Source organism: Microcoleus sp. T3_D1, assembly GCF_036700405.1.
In the GTDB taxonomy this organism is placed as follows: Bacteria; Cyanobacteriota; Cyanobacteriia; order Cyanobacteriales; family Microcoleaceae; genus Microcoleus.
This window is the reverse complement of record NZ_JAUBOV010000039.1, coordinates 47,386-66,046: the sequence shown is the minus strand read 5'-3', so window position 1 is coordinate 66,046 and position 18,661 is coordinate 47,386. Positions and strand designations below refer to the sequence as shown.

The 18,661-nt window shown below is 45.2% G+C and carries 18 protein-coding genes and 1 pseudogene; 9 read left to right on the top strand and 10 right to left on the bottom strand.

Going from position 1 to position 18,661, the window contains the following annotated elements; all coding sequences use genetic code 11:
* Positions 1-49 precede the first annotated feature (49 nt).
* The 4 genes from QT992_RS18705 to QT992_RS18690 all read right to left on the bottom strand — a co-directional run bounded on the left by QT992_RS18705 (position 50) and on the right by QT992_RS18690 (position 4,991).
* Positions 50-757 carry a hypothetical protein gene (locus QT992_RS18705; protein ID WP_333336992.1) on the bottom strand — a complete coding sequence of 236 codons (708 nt, stop codon included), beginning with the start codon at positions 755-757 and terminating at the stop codon, positions 50-52.
* A complete protein-coding gene (locus tag QT992_RS18700) occupies positions 758-1,087 on the bottom strand; it encodes a polymorphic toxin type 33 domain-containing protein (protein WP_333336990.1) in 330 nt (109 codons plus the stop codon).
* Positions 1,088-1,222: 135 nt separating this feature from the next.
* Complete coding sequence (ppc, locus tag QT992_RS18695) at positions 1,223-4,348, bottom strand: phosphoenolpyruvate carboxylase (protein WP_333316808.1); 3,126 nt, start codon at positions 4,346-4,348, stop codon at positions 1,223-1,225.
* Between the two features lie 418 nt (positions 4,349-4,766).
* Positions 4,767-4,991 (bottom strand): hypothetical protein, encoded by a 225-nt coding sequence (locus QT992_RS18690; protein WP_333053485.1) that lies wholly within the window; start codon positions 4,989-4,991, stop codon positions 4,767-4,769.
* 647 nt (positions 4,992-5,638) lie between these two features.
* Here QT992_RS18690 and QT992_RS18685 point away from each other — a divergent pair.
* From QT992_RS18685 to QT992_RS18645, 7 genes and pseudogenes are all read left to right on the top strand, one after another.
* Positions 5,639-5,926: a hypothetical protein gene (locus QT992_RS18685; RefSeq protein WP_333336988.1), complete on the top strand. Its 288-nt coding sequence runs from the start codon at positions 5,639-5,641 to the stop codon at positions 5,924-5,926.
* 15 nt (positions 5,927-5,941) lie between these two features.
* Positions 5,942-6,847: pseudogene (locus tag QT992_RS18670) on the top strand (ISAzo13 family transposase); the annotation flags it as partial.
* 205 nt (positions 6,848-7,052) lie between these two features.
* Positions 7,053-7,328, top strand: a complete 276-nt coding sequence (locus tag QT992_RS18665; RefSeq protein WP_333336981.1) for a hypothetical protein — start codon at positions 7,053-7,055, stop codon at positions 7,326-7,328.
* Positions 7,329-7,339: 11 nt separating this feature from the next.
* Positions 7,340-7,690, top strand: a complete 351-nt coding sequence (locus QT992_RS18660; RefSeq protein WP_333377451.1) for a clan AA aspartic protease — start codon at positions 7,340-7,342, stop codon at positions 7,688-7,690.
* Between the two features lie 224 nt (positions 7,691-7,914).
* The gene (locus QT992_RS18655) at positions 7,915-8,745 is read left to right on the top strand and encodes an alpha/beta fold hydrolase (protein ID WP_333336979.1); all 831 of its coding nucleotides are present in this window, start codon (positions 7,915-7,917) and stop codon (positions 8,743-8,745) included.
* Between the two features lie 95 nt (positions 8,746-8,840).
* Complete coding sequence (locus QT992_RS18650) at positions 8,841-8,993, top strand: hypothetical protein (RefSeq protein WP_333316799.1); 153 nt, start codon at positions 8,841-8,843, stop codon at positions 8,991-8,993.
* A gap of 39 nt (positions 8,994-9,032) precedes the next feature.
* Entirely contained in the window at positions 9,033-9,272 is a 240-nt protein-coding gene (locus tag QT992_RS18645) for a DUF2281 domain-containing protein (protein ID WP_333316797.1), read from the top strand.
* Positions 9,273-9,622: 350 nt separating this feature from the next.
* Here the strand turns inward: QT992_RS18645 and QT992_RS18640 are convergent, their stop codons facing one another.
* From QT992_RS18640 to petM, 5 genes are all read right to left on the bottom strand, one after another.
* The gene (locus QT992_RS18640) at positions 9,623-9,817 is read right to left on the bottom strand and encodes a hypothetical protein (protein WP_333317037.1); all 195 of its coding nucleotides are present in this window, start codon (positions 9,815-9,817) and stop codon (positions 9,623-9,625) included.
* Positions 9,810-10,028, bottom strand: a complete 219-nt coding sequence (locus QT992_RS18635) for a hypothetical protein (RefSeq protein WP_333053554.1) — start codon at positions 10,026-10,028, stop codon at positions 9,810-9,812. Before QT992_RS18635 ends, QT992_RS18640 begins: the two co-directional genes overlap by 8 nt.
* A 216-nt stretch (positions 10,029-10,244) precedes the next feature.
* On the bottom strand, positions 10,245-11,162 hold the full coding sequence (locus tag QT992_RS18630) for an NAD(+) kinase (RefSeq protein WP_333317039.1): 918 nt from the start codon (positions 11,160-11,162) through the stop codon (positions 10,245-10,247).
* A 1-nt stretch (position 11,163) separates the two neighbouring features.
* Positions 11,164-12,141: an NmrA family NAD(P)-binding protein gene (locus tag QT992_RS18625; protein WP_333317041.1), complete on the bottom strand. Its 978-nt coding sequence runs from the start codon at positions 12,139-12,141 to the stop codon at positions 11,164-11,166.
* A 197-nt stretch (positions 12,142-12,338) separates the two neighbouring features.
* Positions 12,339-12,443 carry a cytochrome b6-f complex subunit PetM gene (gene petM / locus QT992_RS18620; RefSeq protein ID WP_172189541.1) on the bottom strand — a complete coding sequence of 35 codons (105 nt, stop codon included), beginning with the start codon at positions 12,441-12,443 and terminating at the stop codon, positions 12,339-12,341.
* 70 nt (positions 12,444-12,513) lie between these two features.
* Between petM and pdxA the strand changes: the two genes are divergently transcribed.
* Both pdxA and QT992_RS18610 read left to right on the top strand, forming a co-directional pair.
* Entirely contained in the window at positions 12,514-13,611 is a 1,098-nt protein-coding gene (gene pdxA / locus QT992_RS18615; protein ID WP_333317042.1) for a 4-hydroxythreonine-4-phosphate dehydrogenase PdxA, read from the top strand.
* A 120-nt stretch (positions 13,612-13,731) separates the two neighbouring features.
* Positions 13,732-17,343 carry an OmpA family protein gene (locus QT992_RS18610; RefSeq protein WP_333336976.1) on the top strand — a complete coding sequence of 1,204 codons (3,612 nt, stop codon included), beginning with the start codon at positions 13,732-13,734 and terminating at the stop codon, positions 17,341-17,343.
* Between the two features lie 347 nt (positions 17,344-17,690).
* Here QT992_RS18610 and QT992_RS18605 read toward each other — a convergent pair whose 3' ends face one another.
* Entirely contained in the window at positions 17,691-18,515 is an 825-nt protein-coding gene (locus QT992_RS18605) for a biotin--[acetyl-CoA-carboxylase] ligase (protein ID WP_333317046.1), read from the bottom strand.
* Positions 18,516-18,661: the final 146 nt, after the last annotated feature.

Genomic DNA, 18,661 nt, shown 5'->3' with positions numbered 1-18,661 from the left:
TGTCTACACAGTCTCTTATGCTTATTTTGTTAACTTTGTCAAGTTCATATTATACCAAATTAGATGAGCTTACCCTGGATGCTTTATAACTGATTTGAGATCCTTGCTCGGGTATACGCCCTGCGTTCTGGTCTACTGTTTTAAAAGCTTCGCGCCACCTCACCGTCCAATTTTCGAGTTCGTCACACTTAAAGTTGTATGGATTATAGCTAAAATCATGGTTTAAGTAGCCATCAGTTATGCTGTATTCTACAAATTCTTGCTCTGTTTCAGACGGCTCTGTCTCTTGAAGTTCTTTAAACTTGATGCCGTTTTTCATCATGTTCATCATTTCAGATATCAAATTAACAAATTCTCTGGCTTCAACAGGATTTAGAAAAACCATGACAGAGATAATTTGTGACGATCCATAAATATATTCTTTTTGATTTTTTTTATTTGAGCAGCGCAGTTCATTAGCTTTATCCCAAAATCCTTTCCTCAAGCATAGATAAGGGAATTCATCTTCTTCGTTCGTAAATGCTCTACTGTAAGCTCCAAAAAATCCCATGCAAGTTGATGATTCAACAAACACTGATATATTTTCTTCAAATGCAATTTCAGTTTCATTAAAGATACCGCTAACTAAAGTTACATCAGTCATTTTTAAAAGGGCGATTAATTTTGATAAGGAGGGAAGGACTTTTTTGACAGGTCTTTTTTTTAGAAAAGCGTGTGTGCCATTGGTGTTTTTTTCCCAAGGTAATTGGATTATCATTTAGACATCTCCTTTTGCACTATTGGAAATCTTGTAAATTCCCAAGATACTCACCTTGATTCTGGTTTTGACCTTTGCGAAATTTCCACAATTTTTTTCTCGATCGACATAAATATCAAAATTGCTGACTTTACCTAGCGCGTCACCTTTAACATCGTGAGCATCGATACCATTCTTTTTCAGCCACTTATCATCTACTTTACTAGCTTTGCCAACTGGTCGATCGTAATTATCATCTGGGCATTCGTCTGGATCGGGCGAGCCAGCACCAGCAGCAGTGTCTTCTGAGTCAGCATTAGTTTTCTTGTAATCATCCTCAGACGAATTCATCGCTAGATAAAGACCAATTGCAGTATCATTATCATTTAAGCAACTATTTACTCAACTTAGCTTTTAGCCAAACTCCCCGTAGCAAGGTGCTCCATCGCGCACCTCACCACGAATTCAAAACTCAAAACTATTTCCCTAGCCGGTATTCCGCATCCCCGCAGCAATACCATTAATCGTCAGCAGAGCTCCCCGCAACAATTCACCCTTGCTATAACGCGAGTGAATCACCCCCGGAACCCCGCCACTACCGTGCTGCCGCAAGCGTTTCAGCAGCGAAACCTGCAACAAACCCAAAGGCACAATCGTCGCATTTCGCAACTGCACCGATCGCTGCAGCGATGGATCTTCGTCCAACAAACGTTGGTGTCCGGTAATCGTTAAAACCAAATCGCGAATCAAGTGAAATTCGGCAGCAATTTGATCGAATAAAGCCTTAAAACGCTCCCTGTCCGCTGGCAAAGCTAACTCCTGCACGTAGTGTTCTGCAATCTGCAAATCCACCTTCGATAAAGTCATTTCCACCTTAGAAATTACCATTCTAAAAAACGGCCATTTCAAGTAGAAATACTGCAAAAGTTTCATGTGTTCTTCCGGTTCCTCCAGCAAAAACTCTTGCAAAGCTGTACCGACACCGTACCAAGAAGGCAGCAAAAAGCGGCTTTGAGTCCAGCTAAACACCCACGGAATTGCTCGCAAACCGCTGATGTCTTTTTTGCCACCGCGACGGGCCGGGCGAGAACTAATTTGCAACTGGCTGATTTCTTGAATCGGGGTAACTTGGTGGAAGAAATCAACTAAATCCGGCTGTTCGTAGATTAAATTGCGGTAGTGCGATCGCGATCGCGCCGATAACTCCTCCATAATCTCATTCCAAGGGTCGATGCCATCAAAACCAGTGTGCAGCAAACTCGCTTGAATTACCGCCGCCGCCACCGTTTCCAAATTGTAAAGCGCCAACTCCGGCAAAGAATATTTAGAAGCCAAAACCTCCCCTTGTTCAGTAATCTTAATTCGCCCGTTAATACTCTTTCCAGGCTGAGCCAAAATTGCCTTGTAAGCAGGCCCGCCGCCGCGCCCTACAGAACCGCCTCGGCCGTGAAAAATTCGCAACTCCACACCGTGTTTTTCCGCAACCATTTGCAAAGCCTTTTGAGCTTTGTGTATTTCCCAATTGCTGCTGAGGAAACCAGAATCTTTATTGCTGTCGGAATAGCCCAGCATCACCTCTTGCAATTTGAGAGTTTCGATTGGGCATTTGAGATTGTCTGCGTTTTTTACCGCTAGTTCCTGCGCGTATCCTCCTGTTAGCAAAGCTCGATAAAGCGGCAGATCAAAGATTTTTTGCATTACTTCCGGCGCTTTTTTCAAATCTTCCACCGTTTCAAACAGGGGAACTACTTGAATACTGCTAATTCCTGTCGCCGGATCGTAAAGTCCCGCTTCTTTTGCTAACAGCAAAACCGCCAGCAAATCGCTGACATCGTGGCTCATGCTGATGATGTAAGTTTCGCAAATTTCCGGGCCAAACTCCTGCTGCATTTGCCGCAATATTCGGAAGGTATTGATCGTCTCGCAAGTTTTGGGAGAAAATGGCAATTCTGCTGGAATTAAAGGGCGACGAGTTTGCAGTTCCGTTGCCAGCCAAATAATTCGATCGCATTCCGACATTTGATTGTAAGGCTTTGGCAAAATTTGCAAGTATTCAGCAATTTCCCTCAAAGCCTCCGAGTGTACAGTTGACTCTTGGCGAATATCTAGGTAAGCCAAATTAAATCCGTAAATTTCTACTTGGCAGAGCAGATTTTCCAAGTCCCGACAGCTCAAACCTGTTTCCACTAAATTGTGCTCGATGAGCTTGAGCTCGGTCAAAAACTCAGCGCCCGATCGATAAAGGCCGGTCATTCCGGGATTTTCCGACAAAGCTTCGCGTTCCCGCTGCAACTCGTCTCCTTTGTAGAGCCGCCAATTACGATCGCGCGTATTTTCCAGTCGCTGCTGCACGTAGGCCAGCTTCAACCGATAAGGTTCTTGCCTATAGCGAATCGCCCACTGCTCGTAAACCTCCGGGAATTCCGATTTGTCGCGATCGAGAGATTCGAGCAATTCCGGCAGCACGTCGCTCCAGTGCAGCGACAAACTCAAAAGTTCGTTCAGTCGCTTCACCGCCGCGATGTACTTCTCTAGCACCAAGTGGCGCTGATAGCAAGCCGTTTGCCAAGTAACTTTTGGAGTCACAGAAGGATTGCCGTCCCTGTCGGAACCCACCCAAGAACCGAACTTGCAAAAATTGTAACTCGGCGGTTTCAGATAAGGATAAGAAGCGTGGATCGCTTGCTTTAAGCGCTGGTAGAGTTCGGGAATAGCATCAAACAGAACTTCCTCGAAGTAGTGGAGAGTGTATTCCACCTCGTCAAGTACAGTCGGCTTGAATTGGTGCAGTTCGTCAGTGCGCCACCAGAGGCGAATTTCTTCCATCAGTTGCTCTTGGAGAGCCGCCGCTTCCCAGCAAGACACCGGGTAGGGGCTTTGAGAGTCGGTTCCGATCGCCTGAAATTTCTCGTCAACTTGGTCTAGCTGTTGGAGAATCTTCGCCATTCGCCGCTGCTTGGTGCGGATCGTGTGGCGGACAATTTCTGTCGGGTGAGCCGTGAATACTAAGCGGATGTCTAACTGATCGATCAACCGCTGGATTTGCTGGCTGGGCACGTTCAAGCGCAGCAGCATCGGGAACAGTTGGTGAAAAGTGCCGGCATCTCGGGCGATCGTCTCGCCGCTGTCTGCACCGCGAGGAGCCATTTGGGCGGGGACTGGGCCTTCCCGGTGGCGGGGGCGATCGGGGGCATCCGTTGCTTGTCCTGGCAGCTTAGAAAACATCCGCCCACCAGCGTCGTTGCTGCTAGCGTAAGCTAGCTGTTGGTCTCGCTGTTCGTAGTGCTGTTCGACAATGTTGATCAACTGGAAATACAGTGCAAAAGCCCTAGCGGCGCGGATGGCGGCGTTGAGGTCGAGCTTTTCGATTAGCTGTACGACATTCGACTCGCGAAAGTGAGTGGCTTGTCCCTCGGCGGAATTGACCGATCGCATTTGTTGGAGCAAATCCACCAATTCCTGCCCGCACTCCTGTCGCAGCACCGATTCCCACAAGTCCTCTACAACTTTGAGGCGATTTCGTAGAAACAGGTCTGATTTTGAGTAAGCGGGAAAAGGGGAAATAGATGTTGCATCAATAGCCTGTTCTGAAGACTGGAGGACTGAACTCATCGGGCTGTTCCTCAATAGCTGCGGGTGTCAAGAAAATTGTATGGTTTAGTTTCGCCTAAAACACTTTTGTTTGCAGTCAAATTTGAGACTTATTGCAACGTTAAAAGTAGAAGGCACTTATGTACAAAGTATAAGGAAAGATTAATTTTTACAGCACGGATTGTACCTATTGTCAAGCTTTCAGGTCAGTTAACTTGCGATTTGAGATTGTAGACGATCGGCGTGAGACGTTCGGCCAGAAGTCAGTTGAGTCGCGCTAAGTCGAACACTTTTAGATTTACTTCAAAGATGAACCTGGGATGTTGAACTAGGGTCGAAAATTTTTATCTGTCCCCGACAGGAGTACGTGGCACCGTATCCGTTTTTGGGCGGGGTCACAAAATTCAACTTCTAGCAGCAGCATCCTTCCTTGGGCTTTCTAATCCTGTGATTGAGGAAAGTTGAGTACGGGGAGGCGCGAACCCCGAAAGACTTCTTCGCTTTCAACGCCGATCGACGCAACAAACTCAGCAGCAGCTTTAGCCACCACCAACCCGCCCAGCATGGGTAAGGCGACCAAGCTCAATAAGATGTCTGAGGGAACCGGCAATTTTGGACTGTTAGGTGTTTGAGTTTTGAGCAAGTCTTGGTTTTCCGACGGCATAAATCTTTCCTGCGTATTCTGTTATCCCTAGTTTACAAGCTAGGGCGGGTTTTCTTGCCTCGTTGTATCCTAGATTGGGGCGAGATTCGTGTTCATCCAAGAATTAGTGTCGTGTCATCGCAGGCCAGACATAGCTGCGTGCCGAGCTCCCCTGAAGGATGTTACACAAAAATCAGAGCGCACGACGATCGCACGTACAACAGCTTTTTCAAGCCGATCGCTCGCCCGCACGATCATGCAGCGTGTAAAAAAGTGAGAACGCCCGTTTGTTCAATCAGACCGGCCGATCATCGACTCAAAGGAAATTGTACCCGGTGTGCGATCGCCATTTCAGCTCAAACTATCGACAATAATTCGAGCGCACAAAATAACTAGCCCGCCCCGGTCGATCGACTCAAAGGAAATTGTACCCGGTGTGCGATCGTCCGCAATTTAAAAATTCAGACTTGGTTGTTGTTTCGCTCCACCATCTCTCGTAACTGGAGCTGATATTTTATGACCTAATTCTCACTAAGGAATGAAAAATAAATAAGTTGATGAATTATCGGTTATACTGAAAAAAGTGCGCTTATTGCAATTTTCACCCAAACATAAATTAACTCACAACGGATTTTTCTCCTCAACTACTCTAATTGGCGTTTAAACCCATGTCTTATTCTAATTCACTTGAGTCAGAAATGAAAAAATGTTATAAATCCTTATCAGAAAAGGATAAAAGAAGGTATGCAGCTATCGACGCTCAAAAATTAGGATGGGGTGGAATTAGCTATGTAATGCAACTTTTGGGATGCAGTCGAAACACCATCGTCAAGGGAATAGAAGATTTAGAAAAAATGGACTCAGAGACACTCAATAGTTCCAGGGTAAGAAAGAAAGGAGGCGGAAGAAAAAGTATTCTGTCTACTCAAATCGGCATTGATGCAGCATTTTTATAAGTTTTAAAAAATTACACGGCGGGAGACCCAATGAATGAATTAATCAAATGGACTAATTTGACGCATAAAGAAATAGCTGCGGGACTACGAGCGGCAGGTTTTACCATTAGTCTCCCCTTAGTAGCCCAACTTTTAAAAAAGCATGGGTAGGTGAAACGAAAAGCTCAAAAAAAACAAACAATAGGAATTAATAAAAATTGGGATGCTCAATTTAAAAACATTGCTAGACTTGATGCAGAGTATAGAGAAGCCAGCCACCCTATTATTAGTTTTTACACCAAAAAGAAATAAGTTTTAGGCAATTTGTATCGTCCGGTAACTCTCTATACAAAAGAACCAGTCACTACTTTCGATCGTGATTTTTGGAGTTTAGGTCACGGCAAAGTAATTCCCCATGGAATTTATAATTCTCAACAAAACCGAGGATATATAACATTAGGAAATACTAAAGATACCAGTGAATTCGCCTGTGAGTCTTTAAAAACTTGGTGGAATAATTATGGTAAAGCTACCTACCCTAACGCTAATTCTATCTTGACCAAATGTGATGGGGGAGGTAGTAATAATGCTAATCATTATATTTTTAAAGAAGATTTGCATAAATTAGTTAATGAAATAGGAATTGAGATCAGAATTGCTCATTACCCTCCTTATACATCTAAATATAATCCGATAGAACATCGACTTTTTCCTCATATTACCAGGGGTTGTCAAGGAGTAATTTTTACAAGTTTAGAATTAGTGAAAGTTCTCGTAGAAAAAACTCACACTAAAACGGGACTATCTGTAGCTGTAAATATCCTTAATAAAGTTTATCAAACGAATCGAAAGGTGGCTGATAATTTCAAAAATACTATGCAAATTGTTTTTGACAAATATTTGCCCAAATGGAATTATCGAGCCGTACCCCAACCTGAGTAATTCATTAAGTTATTTATTTTTCATTCCTAAAGATAGCTTGTTTCAGTGCGACGGCTGAAGTGTTTGAGTCGAATCGTGTAGCGAACTCGATCGAGGAAAGAAGATTCCGATGGGGAGTAAGAACGGGTTGACATACATCATTAAGCTGCGGTATTATTCGATTATATTCAGTATTGTAACACAACTGCGATATAATTATCAGCATATGCAAGCAATCCTTTTAAGCCGTGAAGAAGTTGCTCAACGTGCAGAGCAACTATACGAAAGCAGAATCCGCCAAGAAGTGGAAGTTGAAGAAAATATTGGCAAGATGGTCATCATTGACATTGAGACAGGTGACTACAGGGTTGATGCAAATGGCCTACGCGCTGCTGACTTCTTGAGCGAGAAACATCCCAATGCCCGACTCTTCGGGATTAAAATTGGGTATAACGTTGCTGCTGCTTTTGGTGGCGGTGTCATGGAGCGCATCGTCAAGTGATTTCAGGTATTGTGGCTGACGGACACGCGATTATCACCATCCCATTTCGGATTCCGAATCGTACTGACTTCCCGATCGAGTTTGTAGTAGACACAGGATTTACAGATGAGCTTTGTTTACCACCAGAAGCAGTGGCATTGCTGAATCTTCCGTTCAAATACGATATGCGTGCAAATTTGGCAGACAACAGCCGAGTGATGCTGCCTCTTCATAAAGCAATTATTATTTGGAACGGAGAGGAGCGAGAAACTCGTGTGTTTGCGACAGGACGACGACCCCTAGTTGGGACTGCTTTGCTAGATAACCATGAGCTTGTGATCCAGTTTACGGAAGGTGGGTTGGTAACGATTGATGAGTTGTAGTCCTCAGCATCGGTGCAAACGCAGGCTAACAAGTCGTTGACACTCTCAGCGGTGAACCGACTGAGATTCTTGAAGAGTCCAGAACCTGAACTTCAAAGGCATTGTCAAGGTGCCTCTAGACGCTCAAAACAACTACCCATACAAGAGGTATTGCAATTGCGGTTACTTGAAATTTCAAATTGCTTTGAAGCTCAGTTATCTTCACGTTAAGGTTGAATTGCTGCATGAAGATAACAGATCGATACATTAAAGTAGATTCCATCCACACTCGTTACTGGAGTGCAGGAACTCAAGGAAGTCCTGTCATTTTGCTCCACAGTGGCGGCAGTTCAATCGAAATGTGGGAACAGAATATTCAAGCCTTAGCTCAAAACTATCGTGTGTTTGCCTTTGATATGGTCGGTACAGGTTTATCAGACAAGCCAGCAGTCGCTTATTCATTGGACTACCAACTTCAGTTTCTGAAAGCTTTCCTGGATACACTCGATATCCAAACAGCAAGTTTGATTGGCAATTCAATGGGCGGAAGCATTGCACTCAAGTTTGCCCTAGAATCGCCAGAGCGAGTGAGTAACCTCGGATTAATATCGAGTTTTGGATTGGGACGAGAAATCGATATTGCTGACCGTCTACTGGCGGCGTTTCCAGCGATCACTAAACGGATTCCGCCCAGTCGAAGGGGTGTAAGAATGGTACTGAACAGTTGCGTTTACGATCCTAAATCAGTGCCAGAGGCATGGATTGAACTGAATTATCAGCGGTTTAATCTCCCCGGTCAAAAGGAATCCCTAATTTCTCTGCTAGTTGCTAATTTGGATTTTTGGGGTGTCCGTCGAGAGGTTTTCAGTCCGATCGTTCAACACCTCGATCGCATCAAGATCCCAACCTTAATTATTTGGGGAAAACAAGACTCAATCACGCCAGTTGCTCATGCGTATGTTGCTTCCCAAAAGATTCTCAATTCACAGTTGTATATTTTTGAGCGGTGTGGGCATTGGGCGCATGTTGAGTATCCAGAAAAATTTAATCGTTTAGTTTTGGAGTTTTTAGCATAATTCTCAATCTACCGCCAGCCAACTAACACGGCGTTGGAGCCGAAGGGCGAAAAGCTATCGGTCTCCGTTTCAGTAATATCTGCCTCGGCTCAACTGTGTCGTTATCTCGTAAACGCCGCCTGACTTTGGAGATGGTTCGGAAGCTCGATCGCCAGTTTGACCTACAGAAAATTGGTAGAATCAATAGAGATGCTCGATCGCGCACCATGCAACAAGCTAGTAGCTTCAAAAAAAAGATGTTTGTGTAAATCGTTAAAATAGTACCAAAAACAACCAAGGAGAAACCCATGTTAACCCTAGAAATGGCAATCCAAAAAATCCAACTTTTTTCCCCAGAACAACGCAATAAAGTTATTGAATTTATCGAATTTCTAGAATTTCAAGCCAGCCAAACTAAAACGATAGAACCAAAAAAAGATGACTCCAATCAAGAACAATCCTTTTTTGAGCTAGCCGGAATCTGGGAAGAAAAAAATATCACTATAGACGACATTCGCAAAGACGCATGGGGCAAAGAAAATCAATGATTTTGTGTGACACCAATATTCTCATCGAATTATATAAAAACAATCACTGATTGGGAGCGTTATCTCATAAACGCTGCCTGACTTTGGAGATGATTCGGAAGCTCGATCGAGAGTTAAGCTAAATAAAACTCCGAGTTCTGCATCGATGCTTATTAGAAGCGAATAATTTCGATCGTGCCTCGCGATCGCACAAAACAAACATCAAATTCTCGAAAGAAGTTGGTTTGCCCGAGAATTAAGGGAACCTGAGAGGCTTGTGCCCAAGCAAATGCTAGGCGAACGGGTTCCAGATTCCCAATTTGAACATCTACAAATACACCCCGCGCCTCAACCGTTGCCAGATTTCCAGCCTATGGCAAGCGGACAGTTTGTTCCTCCCAAATTGCACCCAATTGCAGACCAATGTCATAAGGTAATAGATTGACCGCAGACCCAGTATCTAGCAGTGCATTCGCCGAGACAGAAAAGCCTGCATGAATCAGAGTGATGGGAATCGTGGGTAATGCTTCATCATCAGAAAAGGGAAACTCGATCGAACTAGGCATGAGTAGATGCCTCTCGATCGTCTCGAATCATCTGCATCATAATGTTTGCCGCTTCCGTTGCATCGTAGAGCGATCGAACCGGATACTCTGATGCAGAAAAGATGACTTGTAGTTCAGCGTCTGGGATTTGCACTGCTAGGAGTTTGAAGAGTGATAATTTGTCTGACTGGCTCAGATTGTTCACCAAAGGTATTAACTCAGCGAGAGACATGGTTTAAACTCCCAGAAGTACGAGAATACATCTATCATAAACGCTGCCTGAGTTTGGAGATGATTCGGAATCTCGATCGAGAATTAAGGATTCCGTAGGAGATTCCGATCAAACTTTATCCTGCCCAAAAACAAAGAAAAAGCCGCCCTAAAAGGCGACGTACTGAGCGTAGCCGAAGTGAGGGGACTTTAGCCCTCCGCTCATTACCAACAAATATCAAGGCAACTCAACGGAACTCGGTTTAGCAATGTGAGGCAAGCCCCATCCCAATTTTTCCCGCAAAATGTGGAAAAACTCAAAAGATTGCACCCGAATAAAGCGGGCTGGGTACGGAGATCGCTCGACTTGCACCCAATCTTCGGGCAGAACATAACATCCGCCGTTACCGTCTACCACCATTACCAGGCGGGTGGGACTCGCCGGCAAAATCTTGACCGGCTCAGTGTTGGAAAACACCAAAGCCCGCGAAGCCATTGAATGCGGGCAAATAGGCAGCAACTGCAATACCGGCACTCCGGGAATGATGACAGGCCCACCGGCAGAAAGGGCGTAAGCTGTCGATCCCGTGGGAGTCGAGATAATTACCCCATCTGCGGCAATGTCAATAGAGGCGTGCTGCCCGATCGCCACTTCAAAATGACACATACAAGTCAGCGGTTCCCGGTGCAGCACCATTTCATTGAGACAAAGGGCTTCCCAGAGGCAGTCGTTTTCTCGAAACAGTCGCACCGCCAGCATCGATCTTTCTTCTATTTCGTATTCTCCGGCGATTACCTTTTCCAAAGCTTGCGGCAGCAAGTTCAGGTAAGTTTCTGTTAAAAAGCCCATGTGACCGGTATTGACAGTCAGCAGCGGCACTCCAATCGGAGCGACTTGGCGAAATGCCGACAGCACCGTACCGTCGCCGCCCAAAACCACTGCAAACTCCATGTCGCTGTCAAAACCGGGGGGGACGAGTTGTTCTATCTGAGTGTGGCACAGGGGGCGATCGGGGCTAGAATAGCCCAGAATTCCTCCCGAACCAGAAACCGAGCAAACCTCCCAGCCGCGGGCAGTCAGCTTGTCTTCCAACTCTGCGGCGATGCGACAAGCCACAGGTTTAACGTCGTTGTATATAATCCCAGCTTTCGGCACTTTAAAATGTAAAGGGCATTTTTTGTTTACTCCGTTTTTTAGTTTTAAGCTGCTCGTACTCTATTTCCTTGAGCTTCTTCATAATCAGATTAAAGTATTCTTCCAGATAAGACTCCAAAGTAGTAGTTTCTTTGGGATCGAGTCCGAAAACACTGTAAACGTCATCCATCGGAGCTTTCAAGGGTTTTCCGGCGGCCAAAACTTCTGAAAAAGCCAATCTGTCAGCTACGTTCCAACTCCACTGAAAGAACTTAGCAAATTGACGAGTAGCCTTCAACAAGGCGTCTGGGGTGCGCGTAATTTTGGCTTGCTTCCCTGACAGCCGTTCGCACAACCGCACGATTTCGTCAGCATCCCAAGCGCGATTTCCCACCACCGGAAAGCTTTTTTTCTCGGTTTCGGGAACGGAAAGGGCGCGGACGGCAAATTTAGCAACGTCCTGAGTGTTCATGTAGGCAAGGGCGGATGGCTTGTTGGGCAGCCAGACTGCCTGATTGTCCAAAATCGGCATTGCATACAGGCTCAGCAGTCCTTGCAAAAAGCCGCAAGGTCTCAAGATTGTGTAGTCTAGACCGGATTCTGCTAAGAACAATTCGGTACAGCGCTTGATTTCCAACAAGGGGACTTGGGGATATTTCTCCGCGTCGAGAAAGGAAAAGAATATGTAACGCTTGATGCCTGCTGCTGCTGCTGCTTGGATCAGCGATACTTTTCCGTCCCAGTCTACTCTTTTGATGCTGACAGAATCGGCTGCACTGGCTGTTGCTGCATCGATGATAGCAGTGACGCCTTCTAGGGCCGGAGGCAGACTGTCTGGCTGGCAAAGGTTCCCCGGTACGAGTTCAGCGCCCCATTCTTTCAAAAATGCAGCTTTTCTGTAACTTCTGACTAAACAGCGCACCTGGTAGCCCTCGTCTAGGGCGCGGCGGGCTATCTGGCGGCCGAGAGTGCCGGTGGCACCTAAAATCAATAAAGTCATCTAGGGATTAATTATGAATCTTAAACTTTCTATAAGATGGTATCAGGTTTTTGTTAAGTTTGTTATAAAAACTTAACAAAAACCTGAAATTTTCTCATTTTAGGCTTGAGATATTCGGCACAAGGCTGACTTTCGGCAGCAAGTAGACTCTAGAAGGCAGAAGGTAGAAGGCTTCTGAAGGATTGGTTGAAAAAAACTTATTCTTCGCCGCCTTGCAATTTGAGCAGGAGAAAGCCTCCACCTATACCCACGAAAATTAGGGAAAAGGACAAAAAGGCTGCATTGAAAATTTCAGGATTCATAATTTTAGATGTCCAATTGGGCGATCGCATTCAATAAAGATAATATAATTTGGGGCAACCAGGTACATGAATGCTAAAATTTCAGTGCCGAAATTCCTGTATTTTGTTGGAGAAAACTGCCTTGAGTCTCGATCGGGAATCAAAACTAGCTGTAACTCTGGGAGATCCGGCGGGAATTGGCCCGGAAGTGATTCTCAAGGCCTTGGCAGATCCCGCTGCTGCTTGGAGGGTAACGGTTATAGGCTCTAGGAGAGTTTTGCAGCAAACTTACGATAAGTTGCGATCGAGCAATCCCGCAGCACAAGCGGCAAATCCCCACATATTAAATATTATTGATATCGAACCAGACAGCAAGTGGGGCGAAATTGTCCCCGGTGTCGGGAGTGCAGCTAGCGGGGCGGCTAGCTTTGCTTACATGGAAAGTGCGATCGCCCGTACCATCGCCGGCGAATTCTCCGCGATCGTCACAGGCCCGATTTCCAAAACTTGCTGGCAGGCGGCCGGTTACAATTATCCCGGACAAACAGAACTCCTCGCAGAAAGGGCAAAATCGCAGCGGTTCGGAATGCTGTTTGCCGCCACATCTCCACACAGTGGCTGGACGCTCGTAACTTTACTCGCTACCACACATATTTCCCTGCGTCAAGTCCCCGATGCTTTGACTCCAGAATTACTGAGTGAAAAACTAGAATTACTGATAGACTGTTTGCGGGAAGATTTTGGGCTAGAAAGACCAAAAATTGCGATTTCTGGCTTAAATCCTCACAGCGGCGAAAATGGCAAACTGGGAAATGAAGAGCAAGACTGGATGATACCTTGGTTGGAAACGCAGCGCGATCGCTTTCCTCAAGTGCAGTTAGACGGGCCAGTCCCCCCCGATACCCTGTGGGTAAAACCGGCTAAAGTTTGGTACGGTTTAGCCACAGAAGCTCACGACGGTTACTTGGCAATGTACCACGACCAGGGGTTGATTCCAGTAAAATTGATGGCTTTCGATAAAGCAGTCAACACTACAATTGGCTTGCCTTTTGTCCGCACATCTCCGGATCACGGCACAGCTTTTGATATTGTAGGTCAAGGGCTTGCAGATGCCTCCAGCATGAAGGCAGCATTGCAGTTGGCGGCCCAGTTGGCTAGTCGCAGAGCAGCAGTTAAAATAGGGCGATAGCTTTAGTACGCCTGACGCTTGGAACAATTGTGTCATTCCTATTGATTTTCGCTGGGGTGAGGCGGCAAGCAAGCTGGTAATTTCCTTCGGCAGATTAAAATCAACTATTGGTAGCGCAGTATGGCAGAATCTAATGATAATTCAGGCAAAATATATCAGTCAGAAAAAGAGGTTTCTGATGCAACTCTGGCAAGTTCTAAAGCTGGAGAGCAACTTCAGGAATTGCTAACCATACTAACTGAATTTCAGTTATTAAAGAAATCAAAAAAAGAACCAAGCGAGCTGAAGTTACCGCTTTCGGAAAAGTCCGTGCAGCGGTTGGAGGATGAGGAAAATCGGCGCAAACAATTGTCTTTTCGGATCGAATCACCGAGTATTGTACCGGAAGTATTGACTAACGAGGAAGAGATCCCATCTCAAAGACGAGAAAACAATAATCAGGAACCCGATTTATCTATAGCGGGGAAAGTAGCTAAAAAAAATCGGCACTCGGAAGAAGAATTAGAACAAGCAGTAGAGCAGTTTAAACAGTTGCAACAACTGCTGTTTGAAAGGGATTTACCGGAATTTTACAGTAATGTTTTGAGCGTGGAACAAAGGTTAGAAAATTTTGAGAAGTTGATGTCTGAGCCCGAAGAGTTGATGATTTTACTGAAACCGTTAATTCCTGAATTAGTGAGAGATGAATTAGATGGGTTGAAGTTGGAATTAAAAAAGGCGATCGCACTCGCGAGCAATAATAAAATTAATCCGATCGAGTTGGAGGCCAAATTAGCAGATTGGGAAAATCAAATTGCTAACTTGAACCAGCAGCCACTGCCGAATACAGAACACTTAATCCAACGGCTGATGCCAGTAGTGGGCGATCTGCTCAACCGTAAGGTAGAGGAGTCTAAGTTAGAGGTAGCTTCGGCGATCGCACCGAGAGTCAATCAAGTAATTCACAATCAAAACGGACTTGAAGAACAGGTAGTAAGAATTGAAGATAGAGTAGCAAATATTCAGCAGCGTTACCAGCAGCAACCGGAAGATTTAATCAAGCAGCTAGTACCAGTAGTTAGCGATTTACTGAACCGCAAAATTAGTGAATTAAAATTAGAGGTTGTAGAAGCTGTTGCCCCCTCAGTACAGGTAAGAATAGCTTGGGTAGAAATAGAAGAAAAAGTATTGAGCATCATCGAACGCCGACTGGCTACGCAACAGTCGCCAACTCAGAAGCCACAAGAGATAATGGCGATGCTAATGCCGGCAATAACTGATTTGCTGAATCAGAAAATCGAGGAATCAAAATTACAAGTAGCAGCGACGATCCAACCTTTGATAGAATCAGCAATTCTTCAAAGAGAAGTTCAAGGCAAATTGAGCGACGTAGAAAGTAGACTAAATAATCTTCAACGACAGCAAAAAACTCAGCCGGAAGATATAATGGCAAGGTTAATGCCGTTAATGATTGAGTCGCTGAACCGGAAAATTGAGGAGACAAAGTTAGAGGTGAGAGAGGCGATCGCACCTGGTGTCAACACGGCTATTCAAAACAGCGGTATTGCAGCACAAATATTAAATAATGAAACTAAGATTGTCGAAGTTCAGCAGCAAGTTTTAGCCGAGATAGAAGGGTTGATGGCAAGAATAATGCCAGTGATTGTAGAAATGCTGTCCCGAAGCATCGGGGAAGCAAAGCTAGAGATAGAATCTGCGATCGCCCCGGCTGTCGATGCCATCATTCAGAATAAAAAGATCGATCAAAGACTTGGGAAGATCGAACAACAGATTGTGGCGATCGAACACCGGATTTATGAATCGACAGACTTGTTTACCGATTTACTGAAACCTTTGATTGACGAGCTGATGGTTAGCCATCACGCCCAACTACAAAAGTCGGTCATCGAATCTATTTTACCATTGTTAGATGAAGTTGTAAGTTATAATTACAGACTCAACGATAAAGTAGGGGAACTCGATCGCAAAATTACTGATGCGGAATGGGGAGGCGATCGGGAAGAATTAATCGCCCGAATTAAAATCATGTTTCCCGAAATGATGATCCAAACAATTAATGAGTCGAGAAAATCATTTGTCGAAACCATAAGTCCGATAATTGATGAAATAATTAATACCAAAACCAGAGAAAATAGACAATCGATGGGAGTAGCCATATCGCCGGCTCTGACTGTGGGAATCAGCCACAGAATGAGTGAATCGCCCGATGAAATTGCAATGGCGATCGCGCCGGAAATGGCCGCCGCTATCAAACAGCAAATTCATCTCAAGCGAGAAGCAATGTCGGATGCACTTTATCCGATCGTGGGCAGCACGATTTTAAAATACATCGCCGAGATGATGGGGGAGATTAATGAAAAACTCGAATCAGCTTTAAGTCCAGAGGGAATTAGTCGCAAAATCAAAGCCAAATTACAGGGCATTTCTGAAGCAGAATTGCTGATGAAAGAAACAACACCACTGAGTGTTAAAGCTGTTTTTTTAATTCAAACACAATCGGGATTAGTAATTTCAGCAGTGCAGCATTCTGAACGCGAACAGCTAGAATCAGACATGGTAGCAGGGATGCTGACTGCTATTCGATCTTTTGTCAACGATTGCATATCTCAGTCGGGAAATATTGCAGAAATTGATGCTATAGAATACGGCACATCTAAGATAGTATTGGAAGTAGCTGGTTCGTGTTATCTAGCAGTAGTGATGCAAGGAGAAACCCGCCAGTGGTTTAAGTATAAAATGCGATCGATATTCAACAATATTGTTCAAGAATACGGAGATAAACTTCAGTCATTTAACGGCGATCCAGCAACTGTGCCACCCGAAGTAAACTCGAAATTGCAAAAATTAATCGATACAGAGGTAAAAGTTAAATCTCGTAAACGTCCAATTTTACCCACGATCGGTTTGGCAGCGTTAGGTTTAATTGGCGTACCTTGGGGAATTCATCAATACCGCAGCGGAGTTGAAGCGAGCTTAGAAGCAGATACGAATTTAGCATTACAATCTGCTCCAGAGTTATCGGTTTATCGTATCGCGGCAGATGTTAAAGATAAATTATTGCAGATTTCGGGACGAGTGCCGAATCAAAAGCTGCGCTCGAAAGCGGAAAAAATAGCTCAGCAAGCGGCTCCAAAATTAAGAATTGACAATAAAATTATAGCCGTTGAAGTACCTCCCGATCCGGTTTTAGTAGAAGCCGATGTCAAGCGGACTGCTGCTCTTTTGAATAAAGTAGAAAGTATTAATATCTCAGCTCGCTATGCAGAGGGAAAAGTCGCCGTTGCAGGCAGTGTGAGCCAAGTGCCAGATGCTCAGAAAATAACTCAAGCTTTTGAGAAAATTCCGGGGGTGAAGTCTGTAACAAATACAGTGATAATAGGAACTCCACCGCCACCAAAGATAATAATGCCAGTTCGCGTGTATTTCGGTGCAGGTTCGGCCAGTTTGCAGGCGAAAGATGTAGCAGAAAAGCTTAGCAAAGTCAAGGAATATATGGAGAAAAATCGCACGAAGAATTTAAGGATAGTGGGCTACAGCGATTTTAAAAGCAGTCCGACCGAAAATCAAAAGTTGGCACTGGAAAGGGCGACAAATGTGAAAAATATTTTGGTTAGACAAGGGATAAATGGCAACAGAATACAAGTTGCTTCTACTAAGGGTCGTCCCGAAGGTGTGGAGGCCAATCAACCGCTGTGGCTGAGCAGATTGGTAGTATTTGAGGTGATAAATTAGAAATAGGGAATGGGGAATTGGGCATGGGGCATCGGGCAAACAGGGCATCGGGCGTCGGGCATCGGGCATTGTTAATGGGGAATTTTCCCTAATGACTAATGACTAATGACTGTTGACTAATGACTGTTGACTAATGACTCCTGACTACTGATATCATGTCCGATCGATTAACCATAATATCCCGGTCGGGGCGGGTTTTTGATATGGTCAATTATTGGCAGGTATTGTTGGTGAACCCGCCCCTACCTGATTTCGGGTAATCGACAGGATATGACTAATGACTACTGACTACTGACTACTGACTACTGACTAATGACTAATGACTAATGACTAATGACTTCTTCCTCTTAAATTAATCGAACTCGCCCGGAGGTAAAGGCTTGTATTCGATCGCCAGCCAAGCATATTAGCAAGCGGCCGCTGCCGTCAATGCCGGCGGCTTCTCCGCAGATGGTTTCTGAGGAAAGTTCGATCGCCACGGGGCAGCCAATCAACGCATCGCGGCGGCGCAATTCCGGCAAAAGTAGCGCTAAACCGGACTTGGAGACTGGCTTGTCTGTGGTAGAAAACATATCGGCTAGTTCGAGTAAATAGTGTCGCAGTCGATCGACCAAACACAGTTCATCTGGTACTGTACTAGCAATAGAATGCAAGCTTACCGCCTTGCCGAGATCCCTTTCATCCAATCCCGCAGCCGCGAAATCTACGCAGCGGTTGAGTCCAATTCCCACAACGGCGCGAGTTTTGCCCAAAGCATTGCCCGAAGTGGCTTCGCAGAGAATTCCGGCTAATTTGTGGCGATCGATCCAGACATCGTTTGGCCATTTCAGGCGCAGCATATCGCGACAGTCGGGAACCAAATCTTCGATCGCGTAAATCACCGCTAAACCCGCTGCTAAACTGAGTCCGGGCAACAGATTGGGGTTGAGGTTTTCGAGTACAAAACTAACAGTCACGACACCGCTTGGGGCGTGCCAGGTGCGCCCGTGTTGGCCGCGCCCGCTGGTTTGTCGCTTCGTAAATACTGCATCTCCGTGGTGGAGTTGGGCCGCGCGGGCGATCGCCCAACTGTTGGTACTGGGACAGGTATCCAAGGAGTGTAGCCAGTGATGCAGGTTTGGGCGATCGGGTTCTGGCAATGCGGGCACGGGAGTTAAGGGCAATTCAGACAACGTTGGATTTGTAGTATTTGATATTTAAAAGCTGATTATCGCATTTTCCAGAAGTGCCACCTCGCGCGACGGCGAGAATTCAGAGACATTGGAGTGTAGTACAGTGTCAGCATCAGATTTACCTTACGCCACAACATCAGTTTAGC

Bases quoted from the DNA above. Each gene is read 5' to 3' on its own strand.
- QT992_RS18625 (WP_333317041.1), bottom strand. From the start codon at position 12,141: ATGACTTTATTGATTTTAGGTGCCACCGGCACTCTCGGCCGCCAGATA.
- QT992_RS18690 (WP_333053485.1), bottom strand. From the start codon at position 4,991: ATGCCGTCGGAAAACCAAGACTTGCTCAAAACTCAAACACCTAACAGT.
- pdxA (WP_333317042.1), top strand. From the start codon at position 12,514: ATGCTAAAATTTCAGTGCCGAAATTCCTGTATTTTGTTGGAGAAAACT.
- QT992_RS18685 (WP_333336988.1), top strand. From the start codon at position 5,639: ATGTCTTATTCTAATTCACTTGAGTCAGAAATGAAAAAATGTTATAAA.
- QT992_RS18655 (WP_333336979.1), top strand. From the start codon at position 7,915: ATGAAGATAACAGATCGATACATTAAAGTAGATTCCATCCACACTCGT.
- QT992_RS18645 (WP_333316797.1), top strand. From the start codon at position 9,033: ATGTTAACCCTAGAAATGGCAATCCAAAAAATCCAACTTTTTTCCCCA.
- ppc (WP_333316808.1), bottom strand. From the start codon at position 4,348: ATGAGTTCAGTCCTCCAGTCTTCAGAACAGGCTATTGATGCAACATCT.
- QT992_RS18610 (WP_333336976.1), top strand. From the start codon at position 13,732: ATGGCAGAATCTAATGATAATTCAGGCAAAATATATCAGTCAGAAAAA.
- QT992_RS18705 (WP_333336992.1), bottom strand. From the start codon at position 757: ATGATAATCCAATTACCTTGGGAAAAAAACACCAATGGCACACACGCT.
- petM (WP_172189541.1), bottom strand. From the start codon at position 12,443: ATGAATCCTGAAATTTTCAATGCAGCCTTTTTGTCCTTTTCCCTAATT.
- QT992_RS18635 (WP_333053554.1), bottom strand. From the start codon at position 10,028: ATGTCTCTCGCTGAGTTAATACCTTTGGTGAACAATCTGAGCCAGTCA.
- QT992_RS18665 (WP_333336981.1), top strand. From the start codon at position 7,053: ATGCAAGCAATCCTTTTAAGCCGTGAAGAAGTTGCTCAACGTGCAGAG.
- QT992_RS18700 (WP_333336990.1), bottom strand. From the start codon at position 1,087: ATGAATTCGTCTGAGGATGATTACAAGAAAACTAATGCTGACTCAGAA.
- QT992_RS18640 (WP_333317037.1), bottom strand. From the start codon at position 9,817: ATGCCTAGTTCGATCGAGTTTCCCTTTTCTGATGATGAAGCATTACCC.